This is a genomic window from Streptomyces sp. NPDC044044 (assembly GCF_056434405.1).
The window spans coordinates 180,711-196,293 of sequence record NZ_JBWKFG010000003.1 but is presented as its reverse complement, the minus strand read 5'-3'; the positions used below and the strand labels follow the sequence as shown (position 1 = coordinate 196,293).

Genomic DNA, 15,583 nt, shown 5'->3' with positions numbered 1-15,583 from the left:
GTCAGGCACCCTTCTTCGCGCGGCGTTCCGTCGGCTGCGTGACCCGGTCGAGCATCAGGCCGAGGCAGACGATCGCCACACCGGCCACCAGGCCCGTCGCGAGGTCGCCCTGTGCGAGGCCGAACACCGCTTCGTAGCCGAGCGCGCCACCGCCCACCAGGCCGCCGATGACGACGACGGCGAGGATGAGGACGACCGCCTGGTTCACGGCGAGCAGGAGAGCCGGGCGGGCCAGCGGGAGCTGGACCTGGCGCAACTGCTGCCAGCTGGTGGCGCCCAGGGAGCGGGACGACTCCATCGCGGCGCCGTTGACCTGGCGCAGGCCCTGCGTGGTGATGCGGATGACGGCGGGCAGCGCGTACACGACGGCCGCGGCGACCGCGGGGGCGCGGCCGATACCGAAGAGGGCCACGACCGGGATCAGGTACACGAACTGCGGCATCGTCTGGAAGACGTCGAGGACGGGCCTCAGCAGTTTCTCCAGCCGTGTGCTGCGCGCCGCCGCGATACCGATCGCGAAGCCGAGGACCACCGTGACGGCGACGGCGGCAAGGACCTGCGCGAGCGTGTCGAGGGACGGCTTCCACACGCCGAGCACGCCGGTCGCCGCCATCGCGAGGACGGCGGTGAGCGCGGTCTGCCAGGTGCCGATCAGCCAGGCGAGGGCGGCGATGATCAGCAGGATCGACCACCAGGGCATCCCCTGCAGGCCGTCGCGGACCGGGTCGAGGACCCAGGTGGTGAAGTGCGCCGCCCAGTCGGCGGTGCCGCCGACGACGGGCACGTCGGTGTAGATGTGGTCGACCATCCAGTCCTTGGCGGTGTTGACCGGCCCGACGATGTTGACGATCCAGCTCTCCGGCCACTCCAGGCGGTCGGCGAAGCGCGCGGCGAGCGCCGCCACGACGGCGACCGCTCCGGCCACGGCCCAGCCGCGCCATCCGCGCAGCGGTGAGCTGTCCTCGGTGTTGTCGCCGAGCCGCTCCCCCGCCGCGCCCGTCACCCGGTCGAGGACCACGGCGAGCAGCACGATCGGGATTCCGGCCGCGAGCGCCGCGCCGACGTCCACCGAGCCGAGGGCCTGGTAGACGCGGTCACCGAGACCGGCGCCGCCGATCATCGACGCGATGACGGCCATGCCGAGCGCCATCATGATCGTCTGGTTGAGGCCGAGCAGCAGCTCCTTGCGGGCCAGCGGGAGGCGCGCCGAGAGCAGGCGCTGGCGCGCGGTGGTGCCGAGCGACGTCACCGCCTCCATCACGCCGCCGTCGGCGCCGCGCAGGCCGAGCGCGGTGAGCCGGGCCATCGGCGGGGCCGCGTACACGACGGTCGCGATGACCGCGGCGGGCACTCCGATGCCGAAGACCAGGGCGACGGGCAGCAGGTACGAGAAGGCGGGGAGCACCTGCATGGTGTCGAGGACCGGCCGCAGGACGCGGTAGATCCGGTCGCTCAGACCTCCGGCGAGCCCGAGCAGCATGCCGAGCACGACGGAGACGAGTACGGCCACGACCATCAGGGCCAGCGTCTGCATCGTCGGCACCCACATGCCGAGCATCCCGCACAGGCCGAACGAGGCGGCGGCGAGGACCGCGAGCCGCACTCCGGCCACGCGCCACGCGATGAGCGCGGCGCCGACGGTCACTCCGGCCCAGCCGGCCGCGAGCAGCACGAGGTAGACGCCGCGGATGGAGAGCACGATGCCGTTGGAGATGTTGCCGAGGACATAGACGAACAGCGGGTGGCTGTCGCGGTTGTCGATGATCCAGTCGGTGGTCTTGCCGAGCGGCTCGGTCAGGTCGACGGTGAGCGCCTCGGGCCAGGCGCCCGACGCCCACTTGGCGTTGACGATCGGCACGAGGATCGCCGCGGCGACGGCGAGCAGCAGGATCTTGCCGACGGCACGGTGACGCAGGAGCGCGCCGATGCCCGTATCTCGTACGGGATTCGATGCGGTGGCGGTGGCCATCAGGCGACCACCTCGCCGGTGTCGGAGCGCCCCTTGTCGGGCTTCTGCGCCGGGGCCACGCCCGCGACGACGCCGAGCAGCGCCTCGTGGTCGACGACGCCCAGGCAGCGCGGTCCGTCCATCACGCGCACCGGGAAGCCGGACTTGGCGACGGCCTCGATGGCGTCGGCGACCTTGGCGTCGGGCGCGAGGGCGGGGCCGCGGTCCTGCTCGTCGGCGTCGGCGGGGCGCATGGCGGTGCGCACGCTCATCACGTCGGCGCGCGCCACGTCCCGTACGAAGTCGCGTACGTAGTCGTCGGCCGGGGAGCCGACGATCTCCTCGGGCGTGCCGAGCTGCACGATGCGGCCGTCGCGCATCAGCGCGATGCGGTCGCCCAGGCGCAGGGCCTCGCTGAGGTCGTGGGTGATGAAGACCATGGTGCGGCCCTCTTCGCGGTGCAGGCGGACGACTTCTTCCTGCATGTCGCGGCGGATCAGCGGGTCGAGCGCGCTGAACGGCTCGTCGAAGAGGAGGACTTCGGGGTCGACGGCGAGGGCGCGGGCCAGGCCGACGCGCTGCTGCTGGCCGCCGGAGAGCTGTCCGGGCTTGCGCTGCTCAAGTCCTTCGAGGCCGACCTTGGCGACGACTTCGAGGGCCTTGGCGCGGCGCTCGGCCTTGCCGACGCCCTGGATCTCCAGGCCGTACGCGACGTTGTCGAGGACCGTGCGGTGCGGGAGGAGGCCGAAGTGCTGGAAGACCATGGCGGCACGGTGCCTGCGCAGTTCGCGCAGCCGCGCCTTGTCCATGGCGAGGACGTCCTCGCCGTCGATCGCGATGGACCCGGAGGTCGGCTCGATGAGGCGGGTGAGGCAGCGTACGAGCGTGGACTTGCCGGAGCCCGACAGGCCCATGACGACGAAGACCTCGCCCTTCTTCACCTCGAAGGACACATCGCGCACGGCGGCGGTGCAGCCGGTCTGCTCACGCAGTTCGGCGGGGCTGAGGTCGTGGACCGAGGTGTCGCCCGGTATTCGGTCGGCCTTCGGGCCGAAGACCTTCCAGAGGTTCTCGACGGCGAAGACGGGTCCGTCGGCGGACTCCTGCTTCGACGGCGGCGTCGTGTCTTCCGTGTTCTTCACTGAGGCCTCGCTCATCGGCCGTCACCACCCAGCATCTCGGCACATTTCTCCCCGACCATGAGCACTCCGATCATCGGGTTCACGGCGGGCATCGTCGGGAAGACGGATGCGTCCGCGATACGGATTCCTTCGAGTCCCCGGATCTTCAACTCCGGGTCGACCACGGCGAGTTCGTCGGTGGTGGCACCCATGCGGCAGGTTCCCGCCGGGTGGTACACCGTGTGCGCGGCCTTGCGCACGAGCTCGCTGATCTCGGCGTCCTCGGTCACCTCGGGACCGGGGAACACCTCGCGCTTGAGCCACTTGGCGAACGGCTCGGACTGCGCGACCTTGCGGGCCAGCTTGATGCCGTCGACCAGGGTCTGACCGTCGTAGTCCTCTTCGTCCTCGAAGTACTTGAAGTCGAGGGCGGGCTTGACCTCCGGGTCGGCCGACGTCAGGTAGATACGGCCGCGCGCACGGGACTTGGTGATGTTCGGCGTCATCGAGACGCCGTGCTCCGGGCGTTCGTAGCCCAGGCGCTCCGGGTTGTCCGTGAACGGGATCTGGTAGAAGTGGAACATCAGGTCCGGGCCCTTGTGGCCCGGGTCCCGCTTCACGAACAGGCCCGCGTCGGAGTCCATCGCGGAGTTGCCGGGGATCGGCCCGTTGGTCTCCCAGACGATGACCGACTCGGGGTGGTCGATGAGGTTCTCGCCGACGCCCGGCAGGTCGTGCACGACCGGGATACCGAGGGCTTCGAGGTCCTTCTTCGGGCCGATGCCGGAGTGCATGAGCAGCCGGGGCGTGTCGACGGCACCGGCGCAGACGAGCACCTCGCTGCGGGCGGTCAGCAGCTTCTCCACACCTTCCTTGGTGCGGATGTGGACGCCGCGCGCGGTCTTGCCGTCGAGCTCCAGCTTGGTGGCCCAGGTCTCCAGGAAGAGGTGGAGGTTCGGGCGGTCACCGGCCTCCATGTGGGGGTGGAGGTAGGCGACGGACGCGGAGGAACGCTTGTTGTTCTCCGGGTGGTACGAGAGGTCGAAGAAGCCGACGCCCTCGTCGAAGGGCTTGTCGTTGAAGCCGATGACCTCGGGGATGCCGAGCGCGTCCTGCGCCGCGGCGACCCAGTCGGTGGCGATCTGGTTCTGGTCCTTCTTGGCGACGCGCACGATGTTGTTGCGCAGCTTGCCGAAGAAGGGGTCCATCGCCGCGGCGCCCCAGCCTGCGGCACCCGCCTCTTCCCACTCGTCCCAGTCGGACGGCAGCGGCTTGAACGAGATCAGGGTGTTGTGCGACGAGCAGCCGCCGAGGACCTTGGCGCGGCTGTGCAGGATGTGCGAGTTGCCGCGCGGCTGCTCGGTGGTGGTGTAGCCGTAGTCGAGGTCGCCGCCCAGGAGGCCGAGCCAGCGGCGCAGCGTGAGGACGTCGTCGCGGTCGATGTCGCTGGGGCCGCCCTCGATGACGGCGACGGTGACGTCCGGGTCCTCGGTGAGGCGGGATGCGATCACCGACCCTGCGGTGCCGCCGCCGACGATGACGTAGTCGTACTCGGTGGTCTCAGCCATGCGTGCTGCTCCTCTTCCTGCGAGGTGTGGTGCCAAGGTGCTTGCGCGTAATGAGCGGGGGGTGCTCGGACTTCGGACATACGTGCGCGGGGGCGGGACCTCCGCCCCCGCGCACGCCTCTACGTGTCGGGCCTCAGCCCGCGAACCAGCGGACCGGCTGCGGTGCGAGGTTCTGGTAGATGTGCTTGGACTCGCGGTACTCGGCGAGTCCGGCCGGTCCGAGCTCGCGCCCGACGCCGCTCTTGCCGAAGCCGCCCCACTCCGCCTGCGGCAGGTAGGGGTGGAAGTCGTTGATCCAGACCGTGCCGTGGCGCAGGCGCCTGGCCATGCGGCGGCCGAGGCCCGCGTCGTTGGTCCAGACGGCGCCCGCGAGACCGTACTCGGTGTCGTTGGCGAGCGCGACGGCCTCGTCCTCGGTGCGGAAGGTCTCGACGGTCAGGACCGGGCCGAAGACCTCTTCGCGTACGACGCGCATCTCGCGGTGGCACTGGTCCAGGACGGTCGGCTCGTAGAAGTAGCCGGTCGCGGGGCGTGCCTCGCTGGGCTCGGGGCGCTTGCCGCCGGTGCGCAGGACCGCGCCCTCCTCCAGGGCGGACGCGACGTACGACTCGGTCTTCTCGCGCTGCTGCTGCGAGACGAGCGGGCCGCACTCCACGCCGTCCTCGGTGCCGCGGCCGAGCCTGATGCGGCTTGCGCGGCGGGCGAGTTCGGCGACGAAGCGCTCGCGCACCGACTCCTCGATGATGAGGCGGCCACCGGCGGAGCAGACCTGCCCGCTGTGGATGAAGGCGGCGTTCAGCGCCTGGTCGACGGCGGTGTCGAAGCCCTCTTCGGTGGCACAGGCGTCGGCGAAGACGACGTTCGGGTTCTTGCCGCCGAGTTCGAGGGCGACCTTCTTGACGCCGAGCGCCGCGGCCTGGGCGACCTTGGTGCCGGAGACGAGGCCGCCGGTGAAGGAGACCAGGTCGACGTCGGGGTGGTCGGACAGGCGCGCGCCGACGGTGTGGCCGGGGCCGGTCACGATGTTGGCGACACCGGCCGGGAGGCCCGCCTCGACGAGCAGCTCGATCAGCGCGACCGTCGTCAGCGGAGTGACCTCACTCGGCTTGATGACGAAGGTGTTGCCCGCGGCGAGCGCGGGGGCGACCTTCCAGCTGGCCTGCAGGAGCGGGTAGTTCCACGGCGTGATCATCGTGCAGACGCCGACCGGCTCGTGCACGACGACGCTGTGGATGTCGTCCGAGCCCGCGTCGACGACGCGGCCCGCGCCCTCGCCGATCACCAGGTCGGCGAAGTACCGGAAGGCGTCGGCGACACAGTCGACGTCGACGCGGCCCTCCTCGACGGTCTTGCCCGCGTCGCGGCTCTCCAGGAGCCCGATCTTCTCCCGGTCGCGTACGAGGAGGTCTGCGACGCGGCGCAGCAGCGCGGCCCGTTCGGCGACGGGCGTGGCCGGCCACGGTCCGTGGTCGAAGGCCTCGCGTGCGGCGGCGATGGCCGCGTCGGTGTCCTCGGTGCCGCCCTCGGCGATCAGTGCGAACGGCTTGGCATCCGCCGGGTCGAGGATCTCGCGCGTGGCGCCGGAGAGGGCGTTACGCCACTCTCCGCCCACATGGATGGTCTGTTGTGCGGACACGTCCCGTTTGCCTTCCGTTCCTGTCATACGCCCCGCCTGTCACTCGCGGTAGCCGGGTCCACCTGCCCTGACGTGAAGAAACCATGCGCATTACATAACTGAAAGTGCGCTGTGTCACTGCGCGTGCAGGCACCTGGGACGAAACGTACGCTCGAAGAGGGGTTTATCCCTGGAGGTGGCGCTATGCGCGGAACATCCACGAGGCATGCCTGGGGTACCGCGGTCTGCACGGCGGCCTGTACGGCGGCCGCGCTCCTGGTCGCACCATCCGTCGCGCTCGCCGACACGGAGGATCTGAGCGCGCAGGAGATCTCCGACAAGGCGGAGAAGGAACTGCTCGACGCGAAGTCGGTGCACCTGAAGCTGGAGCAGAAGGGCACGGGCACCGACAGCGCCGAGCCGGTCTCCATGGACCTCACCCTGGACCAGGACGACAACTGCGTCGGCTCGCTGCGCATGGCCGACGACGGCGGCAGCCTGGAGCTGATCAAACAGGGCGAGAAGGTGTGGATGAAGCCCGACCTCGCCTTCTGGAAGGCCCAGCTCCCCGGCGGCCAGGGCGAGGCCGCCGCCGAGGTCGTCGGGGACCGCTATCTCTACGGCACGACCGACGACGCCCTGCTCAAGGACATGGCCGGGGTCTGCGACCTGAACGCGATCCAGGACGAGGTCAAGGACAAGTCGGACGACAACACGGCCCTGAAGAAGGGCGGGACGACCAAGGTCGACGGCACCCCCGCGATCTCCGTCTCCGGCAAGGACGACGGCAAAACCACCACGCTGTACGTCGCGACCGAAGGCACTCCGTACCTGCTCAGGGCCACGGAGAAGGGCGGAGGAACCGACTCGACGCTGACGCTGCGCGACTACGACAAGCCGGTCCCCTCGAAGACTCCGTCCGACGAGGACTCCGTGGACGTGTCCCAGCTGCAGGGCCAGGTGACGGACAAGCCGAACACCTACTGAAGGCCGGACACCTACCGGCTCTCGTCCTGCATCTCGTCGAGGTCCGCGGGGTCGTCCTGCACGGCGAGCCCCGCCACCCACAGCGGCATCAGCCAGTGCACGACGAACGCGGTGAAGAGCACCGGGAAGAGCAGCCCCTCGGCGCCCCACCCCTGGTAGGCGGCGATCCCCGCGCAGACGGCGGCCGCGAGGAGCAGCCACTGCATCACCTGGCGGGCGCGCGCCGCGACACGGACCCGCTCCGCGCGCTGCCGCTCGTCGAGGGCGCGTTCGCGCAGTTCGAGCAGGCCGCGCGTGGCGCCGTTGATGACACCGGTGGCGACGCACCACGGCAGCAGGAGGCCGAGCATCGTCCACATCGCCCAGCGCTGATCGCCGACGACCGTGAGGAGCCAGGCCGTGACGCTCGCCACCGTCAGCGTGATGTGGGCGCCGACCGCGAGCCGCCTGCGCGCGGCGGTGGCGTACATCGGCGCCCCCTCGCGCCGGTTCATGAGCGCGAACATCCGCCGGTCGTACCCGGTCATCGGCTGCGTCGACTTCTCCCGCACCTGCTGACCCGTCATGCCTGACTCCTCCCGTAGACCTCGTCCGTGAGCGGGCGGAACGGCTCCAGGGAGAACAACGCCTCCACCGGAAGCCCGAAGAACGCCGCCATCTTCAGCGCCAGGTCGAGGCTCGGGTTGTACTGCCCGCGCTCGATGTAGCCGATGGTCTGGTAGTGGACCCCCACCGCCTCGGCCAGGCTCTGGCGCGACACCTTCCGCTCCGCGCGCACCATCGCCAGCCTGTTGTGCACCTGCTCGCTCATGTATAAGAAGTACTACATCGGTGAGCAGGTACGCAACAGTGATCACCTAGGTGACGACAGCCGGTTCAGCCGGATCAGTCAGTTCAGCCGGTTCAGCCGGAACCCGGCGCGGGGCAGACCTCGTCCGGCGGGCAGAACCACGACAGGGCCGTCGACATGAACTCCTCCTCGTCGTCCCTGCCGTCCGCGTCGGAGCCGTAGACCGCGAGGGCGTACAGCTCGCCGTCCACCGCCTCGAAGCGATGGTCGATGACGTGCCACGTGCCGATGTCCGGTTCGCCCTTGAACTTGTCGGCCACGTAGTCGAGACGGGCCGCCGGGCGGCCCTCGTCGTCCGTGCGCTCCAGCGGGCCGAGCTGGTCGAAGCCGGCGGGCATCGGCATCTCGTCGAGCCAGGTCCGCAGCGATGCGTACGGCGACGGCTCCCCCACGCGGTACACCTGCAGCCGCCGATCGCCCTGAGGGCTGCGGTAGTTGACGACGTTGAAGCCCTCGGTCGGTTCGACCAGATCGCGGACCCAGCCCCGCGGCACCGCGAGCCGGAAGCCCTCCTGGTCGAACACCTCCTCGTACGGGGCCGGGGGCACGCCCGCGGGGGACGGCGCCGTGGTGTCCCCCTCAGTGTTCTTGTCCTTGTCCCCGCCCGGCGCGGGCTGCTGGAGCACCGTCAGATACCCCCTCGGCCCCGGCTCGTCCTTCCAGCCGAGGGCCCAGGTGCCGAAGGCGAGGCCGCACACCGCGAGGACCGCCACGGCGCCGCGCAGCGCCTTGCCCTGGCGCACGGCGTCCCGGTCGTGGAGCTCGGCGATCCGCCGTTCCTGCTCGTGCCCGACCCACTCCTGGCGGTCGGCGTCGAAGATCCGCACCGCTCGTCCCTCAGCCCGTGATCTGGGCGATCGCCTGGAGGACCGCCGTCACGGACGCGGCCGTCGCGGCGGCGGCGCCGTACTGCTCAAGACGGGTCCTGAGCCTGCCGAGCAGTCCGCTGTCGCCATGCCCCGCGCGGCCGATCTCCCGCTCCACCTCGCCCAGTTCGGCGTCGAGCGCCTCGTCGTCGGGTGTGCGCTCGGCGGCCTGACGCAGTTCGCCGCGCAGGGCACGGACCTGGGTGAGCAGATGCTGCTGCCTCGGATCGGACACCACCACCGTGTGGTTGGTGGACTCGGCCTTGCCGTGCGAGCCGAAGGCCTGCGAACCGCCGGTGATCGAACCGATCTGGACGTGCGCACCGCCGCCGTCGTCCCCGTCGCCACTCATGCCGTGCTCCTCTCGGTGGTGTGCGTGGCCTGGCCGTGGGATCCGGTGGCGATGGCGCCGCCGGACATCTCGGTGATGTAGACCCCGCTGTTGTTGATCTGCGTGATGTTCTGTTCGAGCCGGTCCGTGCGGAAGCCGCCGGCCCGCAGCGCGTCGCGGACGCCCTCGCCGATGCGGTCCTGGAGGGTGCGGGTGTAGCGGGCGACGTCCATCTCCTGGAAGAGCGAGAGGTCGTCGGTGCTCGCCAGTTGGCGCAGCGAGACCAGCGGGGCGTCCGGCGGCGCCTGCACGGGGCGGCCGATCTCCAGCCACGAACACACGGACCGCAGGGCGCGCGCGGCACGCGCGGCGGGGGTCGTGGAAGGCGTGGGAGCCGCCCCGCCGGGCGCTGCGGGCGCTTCGGGCTGGGCCAGCCAGAGCCGGAACGAGGGGATGAGCGAGGGCAGTGCGCGCAGGGCGGCGATGCCGATCGCCACGCCGACCGCGGGACCGTCGACGCAGGCGCGCAGGGCGTCACGGACCGGGCCCTCCGGTTCGCCGGCCACGATCGTGTCGACCTCGCGGAACTCGGGGACGATCGGCCCGAGCACGTGTGGCACCACTTCGAGGACCAGCATGCCGCCCTGCGTGTGCACCCTGACCAGGAGCGAGACGACGACCTGTTCGTTCCAGGCGCCGACCCGGATCCGCAGGAAGTGGCGCCGCGCCTCGCCGCCCTCGCCCGCCGCCCGTTCGAGATGCCGGGCGGCCTGCCCGGCGTCGTAGAGCCCCGCGGTCTCGTACCCCTGTCCGGTGTAGAGCTGCTCGTCGCGGCCCGCGCCCGCGGGGAGGTAGACGAACTCCTCGATCTCCAGGTCGCGCAGCCGGTCCACGCTGGTGGCAGCGGCGGACCTGCGCAGGTCCTTGAGGCGCGGCTCGATCATCTTGATGACCTCGCGCGCGGTGAGCGGTTCGTAGGCCCGCTGGGTCGGCAGCGCGCCGTTCGTCTGTTTCTCGGCGCGCTGCAGCTCGAGGACGACCGACCACGGCTTGCGGGGCTTTCCGGCGCCCACGAAGGGGCGGTTCGCGTCGTAGAGGGTGACCGGGGCGTTCTGCTCGCGGTGGATGCAGTCGGCGATGCGGGAGAACCGCCCCGGGATGCGCGGCTGTTCGGTCTCGGCGAAGGCCTGCCGGGCGAGCTGCGTGCGCAGGGTCCGCTTGCGCAGGAACTGATGGCGCCACACCACGGCCGCGACGAGCAGCGGGAAGATCACCGGATACGGGGTGTCCTTGATCACGGAGATCGCGGAGAAGGCGTACGCGGCGGCGCACCACCACACGAAGGCGGTCACCAGCCAGCCGATCCTGCGCCGCAGCCAGGCCAGCGGCGCGGGCAGCTCCATCCGCCGCAGGATCCCGCCGTCCATGCCGCGCCCGGAGACGACCCGCGCCAGCCACAGGAGCAGGACCACCACGGCGTACCCGATCGCCCAGCCGCCCGGCACGAAGGCGCCGAACGTGCCGTCGGGGCCCGCGTCCACGAGGTCGTCCGGGTCGAAGGCGAGCAGCGCGATGTCCTCGCCGGACATGCCCGTCTCACCGCCGCTGGAGTCCTCGAGGGTGTCCCAGAGCATCACCGCGTCGGTGACGAGGAAACCGAGCCACACCGCCGCCAGGAGCAGTGCGGTGATCAGTTCCTCGCGCCGGGCGCGCAGCGCGTGCGCCAGCACCGGAAGCACATCGGCACCGAGCGGCGGCGCCACGGGGCGCTCCGCGTGACCGACCAGCTCTGAGACGACCCTCCTGCGGAACACCGCGTCCAGATGGACGCCGGCGCACAGCAGTCTGGTGGCCTCGGTGTTACCTGCCATGGCCAACTCCGTTGGGGTGAAGCGGAATTGGAGGGTAACGGAGCGTGTGTGCAGGGGCCACAGAAAGGTGATTATGCCCCTCGAACAAGTGAAATCCCGCCACTCACACGGGTGAGGATCCGCGTGCGCGCAACAGCTCCCGCGCACCCGGGCCCGGACGCACCTCGCCCCCGGCAGCCGATCGGGTGGCCGCCGGGGGCGAGGTGGAGACGCGTGCGCACGGACCGAGCCGCGCGCCGGGACGTACTAGATGACGTACTAGGTGCCGTACTAGATGAGGCCGAGACCGCGGACCGCCTCGCGCTCCTCGGTGAGCTCCTGCACCGACGCGTCGATGCGCGTGCGCGAGAACTCGTTGATCTCCAGGCCCTGGACGATCTCGTACTTGCCGTCCTTGGTGGTGACGGGGAAGGAGGAGATGAGGCCCTCCGGAACGCCGTACGAACCGTCCGACGGGATGCCCATGGAGGTCCAGTCACCGGCGGCCGTGCCGTTCACCCACGTGTGGACGTGGTCGATGGCGGCGTTGGCGGCGGAGGCGGCCGAGGACGCGCCACGGGCCTCGATGATCGCGGCACCGCGCTTGGCGACGGTCGGGATGAAGTCGTCGGCGAGCCAGGACTGGTCGCTCACGACGTCCGCGGCGTTCTTGCCGGCGATCTCCGCGTGGAAGATGTCGGGGTACTGGGTGGCCGAGTGGTTGCCCCAGATGGTCAGACGCTTGATGTCGGAGACCGGGGCGCCGGTCTTCTTCGACAGCTGCGACAGCGCGCGGTTGTGGTCGAGGCGGGTCATCGCGGTGAAGCGCTCGGCCGGTACGTCCGGGGCCGCGGCCTGCGCGATGAGCGCGTTGGTGTTGGCCGGGTTGCCCACGACGAGGACCTTGATGTCGTCCGCGGCGTTGTCGTTGATGGCCTTGCCCTGCGGCTTGAAGATGCCGCCGTTGGCGGAGAGCAGGTCGCCGCGCTCCATGCCCTTGGTGCGGGGGCGGGCGCCGACGAGGAGGGCGACGTTGGCGCCGGAGAAGGCGACGTTCGGGTCGTCGCTGATCTCGATCGAGTTCAGCAGCGGGAAGGCGCAGTCGTCGAGCTCCATGGCGGTGCCCTCGGCGGCCTTCAGGGCCGGCGTGATCTCGAGCAGTCGCAGATTGACCGGCACGTCCGCGCCGAGCAGGTGGCCGGAGGCGATGCGGAAGAGCAGCGCGTAGCCGATCTGGCCGGCCGCGCCGGTGACGGTGACATTCACGGGAGTGCGGGTCATGGCGATCTCCGTAAGACAGCTGGCGGTGGGGGTCCCTGCCCCTTGTGCTGGATCCCCTGCCGACGCCCTCGTCGATCGCCTCTCGATGATCGATCTCTTGGCATCAAGAGAGATCCGCCGCCAGGCTATCGCGCCCCGCCGACCCCCGAACCACGGGAGGGTGTGGCCCACCCCACAAAGGCCCGTCCTGGCTGGTCGGCCGGGGTCCTGAGCCCCCGTTCGAAGCCCGCGCTCCGGGCCCGCGAAATTTCTGCGAAATCGACAGGCATGGCTCGTGCAAGTGCGGGCACACGGACCAGTACCCCCACGGGAGTGGTCACACCCCCAGGCGGCCGCCACGCTCCCCCCCTGTGGTGGCCGCCACCTCCCTCCCGGTGGCCACCCCCGGCGCGCGGACCGGCTGTGCTTACTTCGTGCAGCCGGTCTGTCCGGCCTTGAGCGTCGCGCACGCCTTCGCCGACGTACCGTCCTTGACGGCCACCATCGGGGTGTAGGCGTCGAAGTCCGCGTTCACGGTGCCGTTCTGCTCGGCGCCCCCCGCGCCCGAGATCGTCACCTTGTCGCCCGGCGCCGCCTGCGTGATCCGCGCCCACGCCGCCCCGCACGTCTTGCTGTAGCGGACCTCGATCAGCGCCTTGCCCACCGTCTGGCGCGCCGTCGTGCCGGCCAGCTCGCCGCCGCAGCCCATGGTCTCCGGGTCCTTGCCCGTACAGCTCTTGCCGCTGCACTCGACGCCCTCGGGCAGGTCCTTGTCGCTCGTGCTCGGGGATGCCGGGGGCTTGGCGCTCTCGTCGCCCTTGTCGTCCTTGCCGAAGTCCGTCAGGAACACGGCGGCAGCGATGACGACCAGCGCGCCGACGACGCCCGCGAGGAACATCGTCAGCTTCCTGCGCCGCCGCTGCCGGTCGGGCGAGTCCCCGCCGTGGCTCGGCTCGTGCGTACCGGGCGGGCCCAGGACGACTCCCTGGTCGCCCCCGCCCGAGCCCGCAGCCGCGTACGACGGCGACTGCGGCGGCACCGTGGGCGAGACGCCCGCGGGGCCCGCGACCCCGGTGACGCTCCCGCCAGGACGGCCTGCACGGTGCGAACGGCCGGGCTGGTCGGAACGGCCTGGCTGGTCGGAACGGCCGGGACGGTCGGCGGAATCGACGCCGGGGCCCGCACCGGCGCCCGCGCCCGCGCCCGCCGCGCCGTTGCGCGCCGTACCGCCGCCGCCCTTGCTCTTGGGCGGATTGGGCCCCAGCTCTCCGAGCGCGGCCCGCGCCTGGGAGATCCGGATCGCCTGCATGGTCATGTCGTGCCGCATCTCGGAGCGGCTCCACGCGCGCTCGGCGAGCTCCCACATGGTGATGAGGTGAACGGGGTTGGTGCCCGTCACCTCGGCAAGCGCGACGATCGCACCCTTCGGAGCGAGCAGTCGCCCGTTCAGATAGCGCTCCCACGACGTCTTGCTGTACCCGGTGCGGTCCGACACCGCGGCGATGCTCAGACCGCTCCGGTCGACCAGCCTGCGGAGCTGACTGGCGAACTCCCTGACCTGCGGATCGAGCTCATCCGGCAGTGCCTTCCAACGAGGCATTACTCCCCCTATTCCCCCCGTACGTGCCAACGTGCCCCCGCGCGTGGTGTCCCCCGCTCTGCCCATGGGGCAGCCCCCGCTGCTCCTGTCATGGGCTACCCAGAGGGATGCCAAAAGTCAGGATGTCAGTTCCCGGACGGGGGGCGCACGGGAGCATTCGGGCCACTGGCGTGCACCGTCGCACTCCATGCGGTCCAGCGTCCAGTGTCCCACCGCTGTCCCGGTCCACGATGCGGAACCCCTGGTAGCGATCCGGGACGTCCCAAAGCATCCCGATTGCACTGCTTGACCCTTTTGCGAAGCACCCCCGGGCGGAAGCATCGAAGACGTCAACGCACCACCTAGGGGGATTACATGCGCATCAGTAAGGGCAGGTCGAAGCGGCTGCTCGGCTCTGCGGTCGGCGTGACGGCGGGGGCGGCGATCGCGCTCGGCGGCACCGCGTCGCTCGCGCAGGCCGGTGGGCCACACGTCGTCGACGGCAAGGGTGCCGCGTACAACGACTGGGGCGACGAGGGAAATCTGTCCCGTCACCGCCACGCGAACAGCAACGCCACGCGCCTGTGGCAGTCCGTCCTGTACGCGGACGGGGCCAAGTGGAAGGACAGCAGCGGAAAGCGGCATACGTTCAAGAAGTGGGACATCGACGGCAGCTTCGGCCGCAAGACCGAGTCGGCCACCAAGTGGTGGCAGCAGCGCGAGGACGTGGAGGACGTCGACGGGATCGTCGGCAAGGAGACGTTCGGCGTCGCGGACGACTTCCTGAACGGCCCCGGTGGCGGCGGCCATGTCACCTACAGCGGCTACCAACACGACGTCGGCTTCAAGCGCCTCTCCGGCACGTACTACGTGAAGATCGACGGCAAGTGGAAGAAGGCCGCCTACAACTGGCGCGGCTGATCCCGGACTGATCCCGGACTTTGCCCGCACCCCCGGCAGGGCCACCACGACGTGGCGGCCCTACAGAATGAAGTACCGCAGCAGCCCTTCCAGCAGCACCATGAGGACGAGGAACGCGGTGACCCCGGCGGTGGAGCGCCACGTCCACGACGATCGGGCACGCGGGGGACGGGCACGCGACGGGCGCCTCGGCTTTCTCCGCCGGGCAGGGGGCGCGTCCTCGACCGCCTTGCTCAGTACGACACCTGGAGCGGACCGCGCATCACCCGCCCCGCCCCGCGGCCATACGCGGACGGCCATCTCCCAGCGCGCGCAGAACCGTTCGCCGTCCTCCCCCGCCACCCGGCACAGCGCCGCGACCGCCTGCCGGGGCGGTGGCTGTCTGCCGTTGAGGTAACGCTGCCAGGAGGACTTGCTGTAGGCCGTCTCCTTGCCGAGCGCGATCAGGCTCAGGCCGGTGCGGTCCTTGAGCAGCCGCAGCTGTTCCACGAAATGCCGCACTTCCGGCGGAAGCGCCTCCGGAAGCGGCTGCCAGGCAGCACTCATGCTTCACCCCCAGCATGTGCCCAGTTTGCCCCCATGACGGCGGGGCGACCCGAAGTGGTTCCTTCCGCACGGGGCGGCCATCTGTAGCGGGCCGAGAACACCGTTGCGGAATGGTCACCTCCGTGCCACAGAGGCAACCCA

The 15,583-nt window shown here is 70.6% G+C and carries 14 protein-coding genes; 2 read left to right on the top strand and 12 right to left on the bottom strand.

Annotation, left to right across the window (positions count from 1 at the left end):
- Position 1: 1 nt before the first annotated feature.
- From AC07AG_RS11805 to AC07AG_RS11790, 4 genes are all read right to left on the bottom strand, one after another.
- Positions 2-1,969, bottom strand: a complete 1,968-nt coding sequence (locus tag AC07AG_RS11805) for an ABC transporter permease subunit (RefSeq protein WP_478754255.1) — start codon at positions 1,967-1,969, stop codon at positions 2-4.
- Positions 1,969-3,105: a quaternary amine ABC transporter ATP-binding protein gene (locus AC07AG_RS11800; protein WP_478754253.1), complete on the bottom strand. Its 1,137-nt coding sequence runs from the start codon at positions 3,103-3,105 to the stop codon at positions 1,969-1,971. Before AC07AG_RS11800 ends, AC07AG_RS11805 begins: the two co-directional genes overlap by 1 nt.
- Positions 3,102-4,637, bottom strand: a complete 1,536-nt coding sequence (locus AC07AG_RS11795) for a GMC family oxidoreductase (RefSeq protein WP_478754251.1) — start codon at positions 4,635-4,637, stop codon at positions 3,102-3,104. Before AC07AG_RS11795 ends, AC07AG_RS11800 begins: the two co-directional genes overlap by 4 nt.
- A 133-nt stretch (positions 4,638-4,770) precedes the next feature.
- Entirely contained in the window at positions 4,771-6,300 is a 1,530-nt protein-coding gene (locus AC07AG_RS11790; RefSeq protein WP_478754249.1) for an aldehyde dehydrogenase family protein, read from the bottom strand.
- Positions 6,301-6,456: 156 nt separating this feature from the next.
- On the opposite strand from AC07AG_RS11790, the gene AC07AG_RS11785 reads away from it, so the two are divergent.
- Positions 6,457-7,239 carry a hypothetical protein gene (locus tag AC07AG_RS11785; RefSeq protein ID WP_478754247.1) on the top strand — a complete coding sequence of 261 codons (783 nt, stop codon included), beginning with the start codon at positions 6,457-6,459 and terminating at the stop codon, positions 7,237-7,239.
- 11 nt (positions 7,240-7,250) lie between these two features.
- On the opposite strand, the gene AC07AG_RS11780 is transcribed toward AC07AG_RS11785, so the two are convergent.
- The 7 genes from AC07AG_RS11780 to AC07AG_RS11750 form a co-directional block, all read right to left on the bottom strand.
- Positions 7,251-7,805, bottom strand: a complete 555-nt coding sequence (locus tag AC07AG_RS11780) for a hypothetical protein (protein ID WP_478754245.1) — start codon at positions 7,803-7,805, stop codon at positions 7,251-7,253.
- The gene (locus tag AC07AG_RS11775; protein ID WP_478754243.1) at positions 7,802-8,050 is read right to left on the bottom strand and encodes a helix-turn-helix transcriptional regulator; all 249 of its coding nucleotides are present in this window, start codon (positions 8,048-8,050) and stop codon (positions 7,802-7,804) included. The genes AC07AG_RS11780 and AC07AG_RS11775 overlap by 4 nt, the downstream gene beginning before the upstream one ends.
- 92 nt (positions 8,051-8,142) lie before the next feature.
- Positions 8,143-8,916: a hypothetical protein gene (locus tag AC07AG_RS11770; RefSeq protein ID WP_478754241.1), complete on the bottom strand. Its 774-nt coding sequence runs from the start codon at positions 8,914-8,916 to the stop codon at positions 8,143-8,145.
- 10 nt (positions 8,917-8,926) lie between these two features.
- Positions 8,927-9,307, bottom strand: a complete 381-nt coding sequence (locus tag AC07AG_RS11765; protein WP_478754239.1) for a hypothetical protein — start codon at positions 9,305-9,307, stop codon at positions 8,927-8,929.
- The gene (locus AC07AG_RS11760; RefSeq protein ID WP_478754237.1) at positions 9,304-11,157 is read right to left on the bottom strand and encodes a hypothetical protein; all 1,854 of its coding nucleotides are present in this window, start codon (positions 11,155-11,157) and stop codon (positions 9,304-9,306) included. Before AC07AG_RS11760 ends, AC07AG_RS11765 begins: the two co-directional genes overlap by 4 nt.
- 270 nt (positions 11,158-11,427) lie before the next feature.
- A complete protein-coding gene (locus AC07AG_RS11755; protein ID WP_361053798.1) occupies positions 11,428-12,417 on the bottom strand; it encodes a malate dehydrogenase in 990 nt (329 codons plus the stop codon).
- Positions 12,418-12,823: 406 nt separating this feature from the next.
- The gene (locus AC07AG_RS11750) at positions 12,824-13,996 is read right to left on the bottom strand and encodes an XRE family transcriptional regulator (RefSeq protein WP_478754236.1); all 1,173 of its coding nucleotides are present in this window, start codon (positions 13,994-13,996) and stop codon (positions 12,824-12,826) included.
- Between the two features lie 354 nt (positions 13,997-14,350).
- On the opposite strand from AC07AG_RS11750, the gene AC07AG_RS11745 reads away from it, so the two are divergent.
- Complete coding sequence (locus AC07AG_RS11745) at positions 14,351-14,896, top strand: peptidoglycan-binding domain-containing protein (protein ID WP_478754234.1); 546 nt, start codon at positions 14,351-14,353, stop codon at positions 14,894-14,896.
- Between the two features lie 60 nt (positions 14,897-14,956).
- On the opposite strand, the gene AC07AG_RS11740 is transcribed toward AC07AG_RS11745, so the two are convergent.
- A complete protein-coding gene (locus AC07AG_RS11740) occupies positions 14,957-15,442 on the bottom strand; it encodes a helix-turn-helix domain-containing protein (protein ID WP_478754232.1) in 486 nt (161 codons plus the stop codon).
- Positions 15,443-15,583 lie beyond the last annotated feature (141 nt).

What these genes read in the sequence shown, in the direction of transcription:
- AC07AG_RS11805 (WP_478754255.1), bottom strand. Translation starts at nt 1,969, where the DNA reads ATGGCCACCGCCACCGCATCGAATCCCGTACGAGATACGGGCATCGGC.
- AC07AG_RS11800 (WP_478754253.1), bottom strand. Translation starts at nt 3,105, where the DNA reads ATGAGCGAGGCCTCAGTGAAGAACACGGAAGACACGACGCCGCCGTCG.
- AC07AG_RS11795 (WP_478754251.1), bottom strand. Translation starts at nt 4,637, where the DNA reads ATGGCTGAGACCACCGAGTACGACTACGTCATCGTCGGCGGCGGCACC.
- AC07AG_RS11790 (WP_478754249.1), bottom strand. Translation starts at nt 6,300, where the DNA reads ATGACAGGAACGGAAGGCAAACGGGACGTGTCCGCACAACAGACCATC.
- AC07AG_RS11785 (WP_478754247.1), top strand. Translation starts at nt 6,457, where the DNA reads ATGCGCGGAACATCCACGAGGCATGCCTGGGGTACCGCGGTCTGCACG.
- AC07AG_RS11780 (WP_478754245.1), bottom strand. Translation starts at nt 7,805, where the DNA reads ATGACGGGTCAGCAGGTGCGGGAGAAGTCGACGCAGCCGATGACCGGG.
- AC07AG_RS11775 (WP_478754243.1), bottom strand. Translation starts at nt 8,050, where the DNA reads ATGAGCGAGCAGGTGCACAACAGGCTGGCGATGGTGCGCGCGGAGCGG.
- AC07AG_RS11765 (WP_478754239.1), bottom strand. Translation starts at nt 9,307, where the DNA reads ATGAGTGGCGACGGGGACGACGGCGGCGGTGCGCACGTCCAGATCGGT.
- AC07AG_RS11760 (WP_478754237.1), bottom strand. Translation starts at nt 11,157, where the DNA reads ATGGCAGGTAACACCGAGGCCACCAGACTGCTGTGCGCCGGCGTCCAT.
- AC07AG_RS11755 (WP_361053798.1), bottom strand. Translation starts at nt 12,417, where the DNA reads ATGACCCGCACTCCCGTGAATGTCACCGTCACCGGCGCGGCCGGCCAG.
- AC07AG_RS11750 (WP_478754236.1), bottom strand. Translation starts at nt 13,996, where the DNA reads ATGCCTCGTTGGAAGGCACTGCCGGATGAGCTCGATCCGCAGGTCAGG.
- AC07AG_RS11745 (WP_478754234.1), top strand. Translation starts at nt 14,351, where the DNA reads ATGCGCATCAGTAAGGGCAGGTCGAAGCGGCTGCTCGGCTCTGCGGTC.
- AC07AG_RS11740 (WP_478754232.1), bottom strand. Translation starts at nt 15,442, where the DNA reads ATGAGTGCTGCCTGGCAGCCGCTTCCGGAGGCGCTTCCGCCGGAAGTG.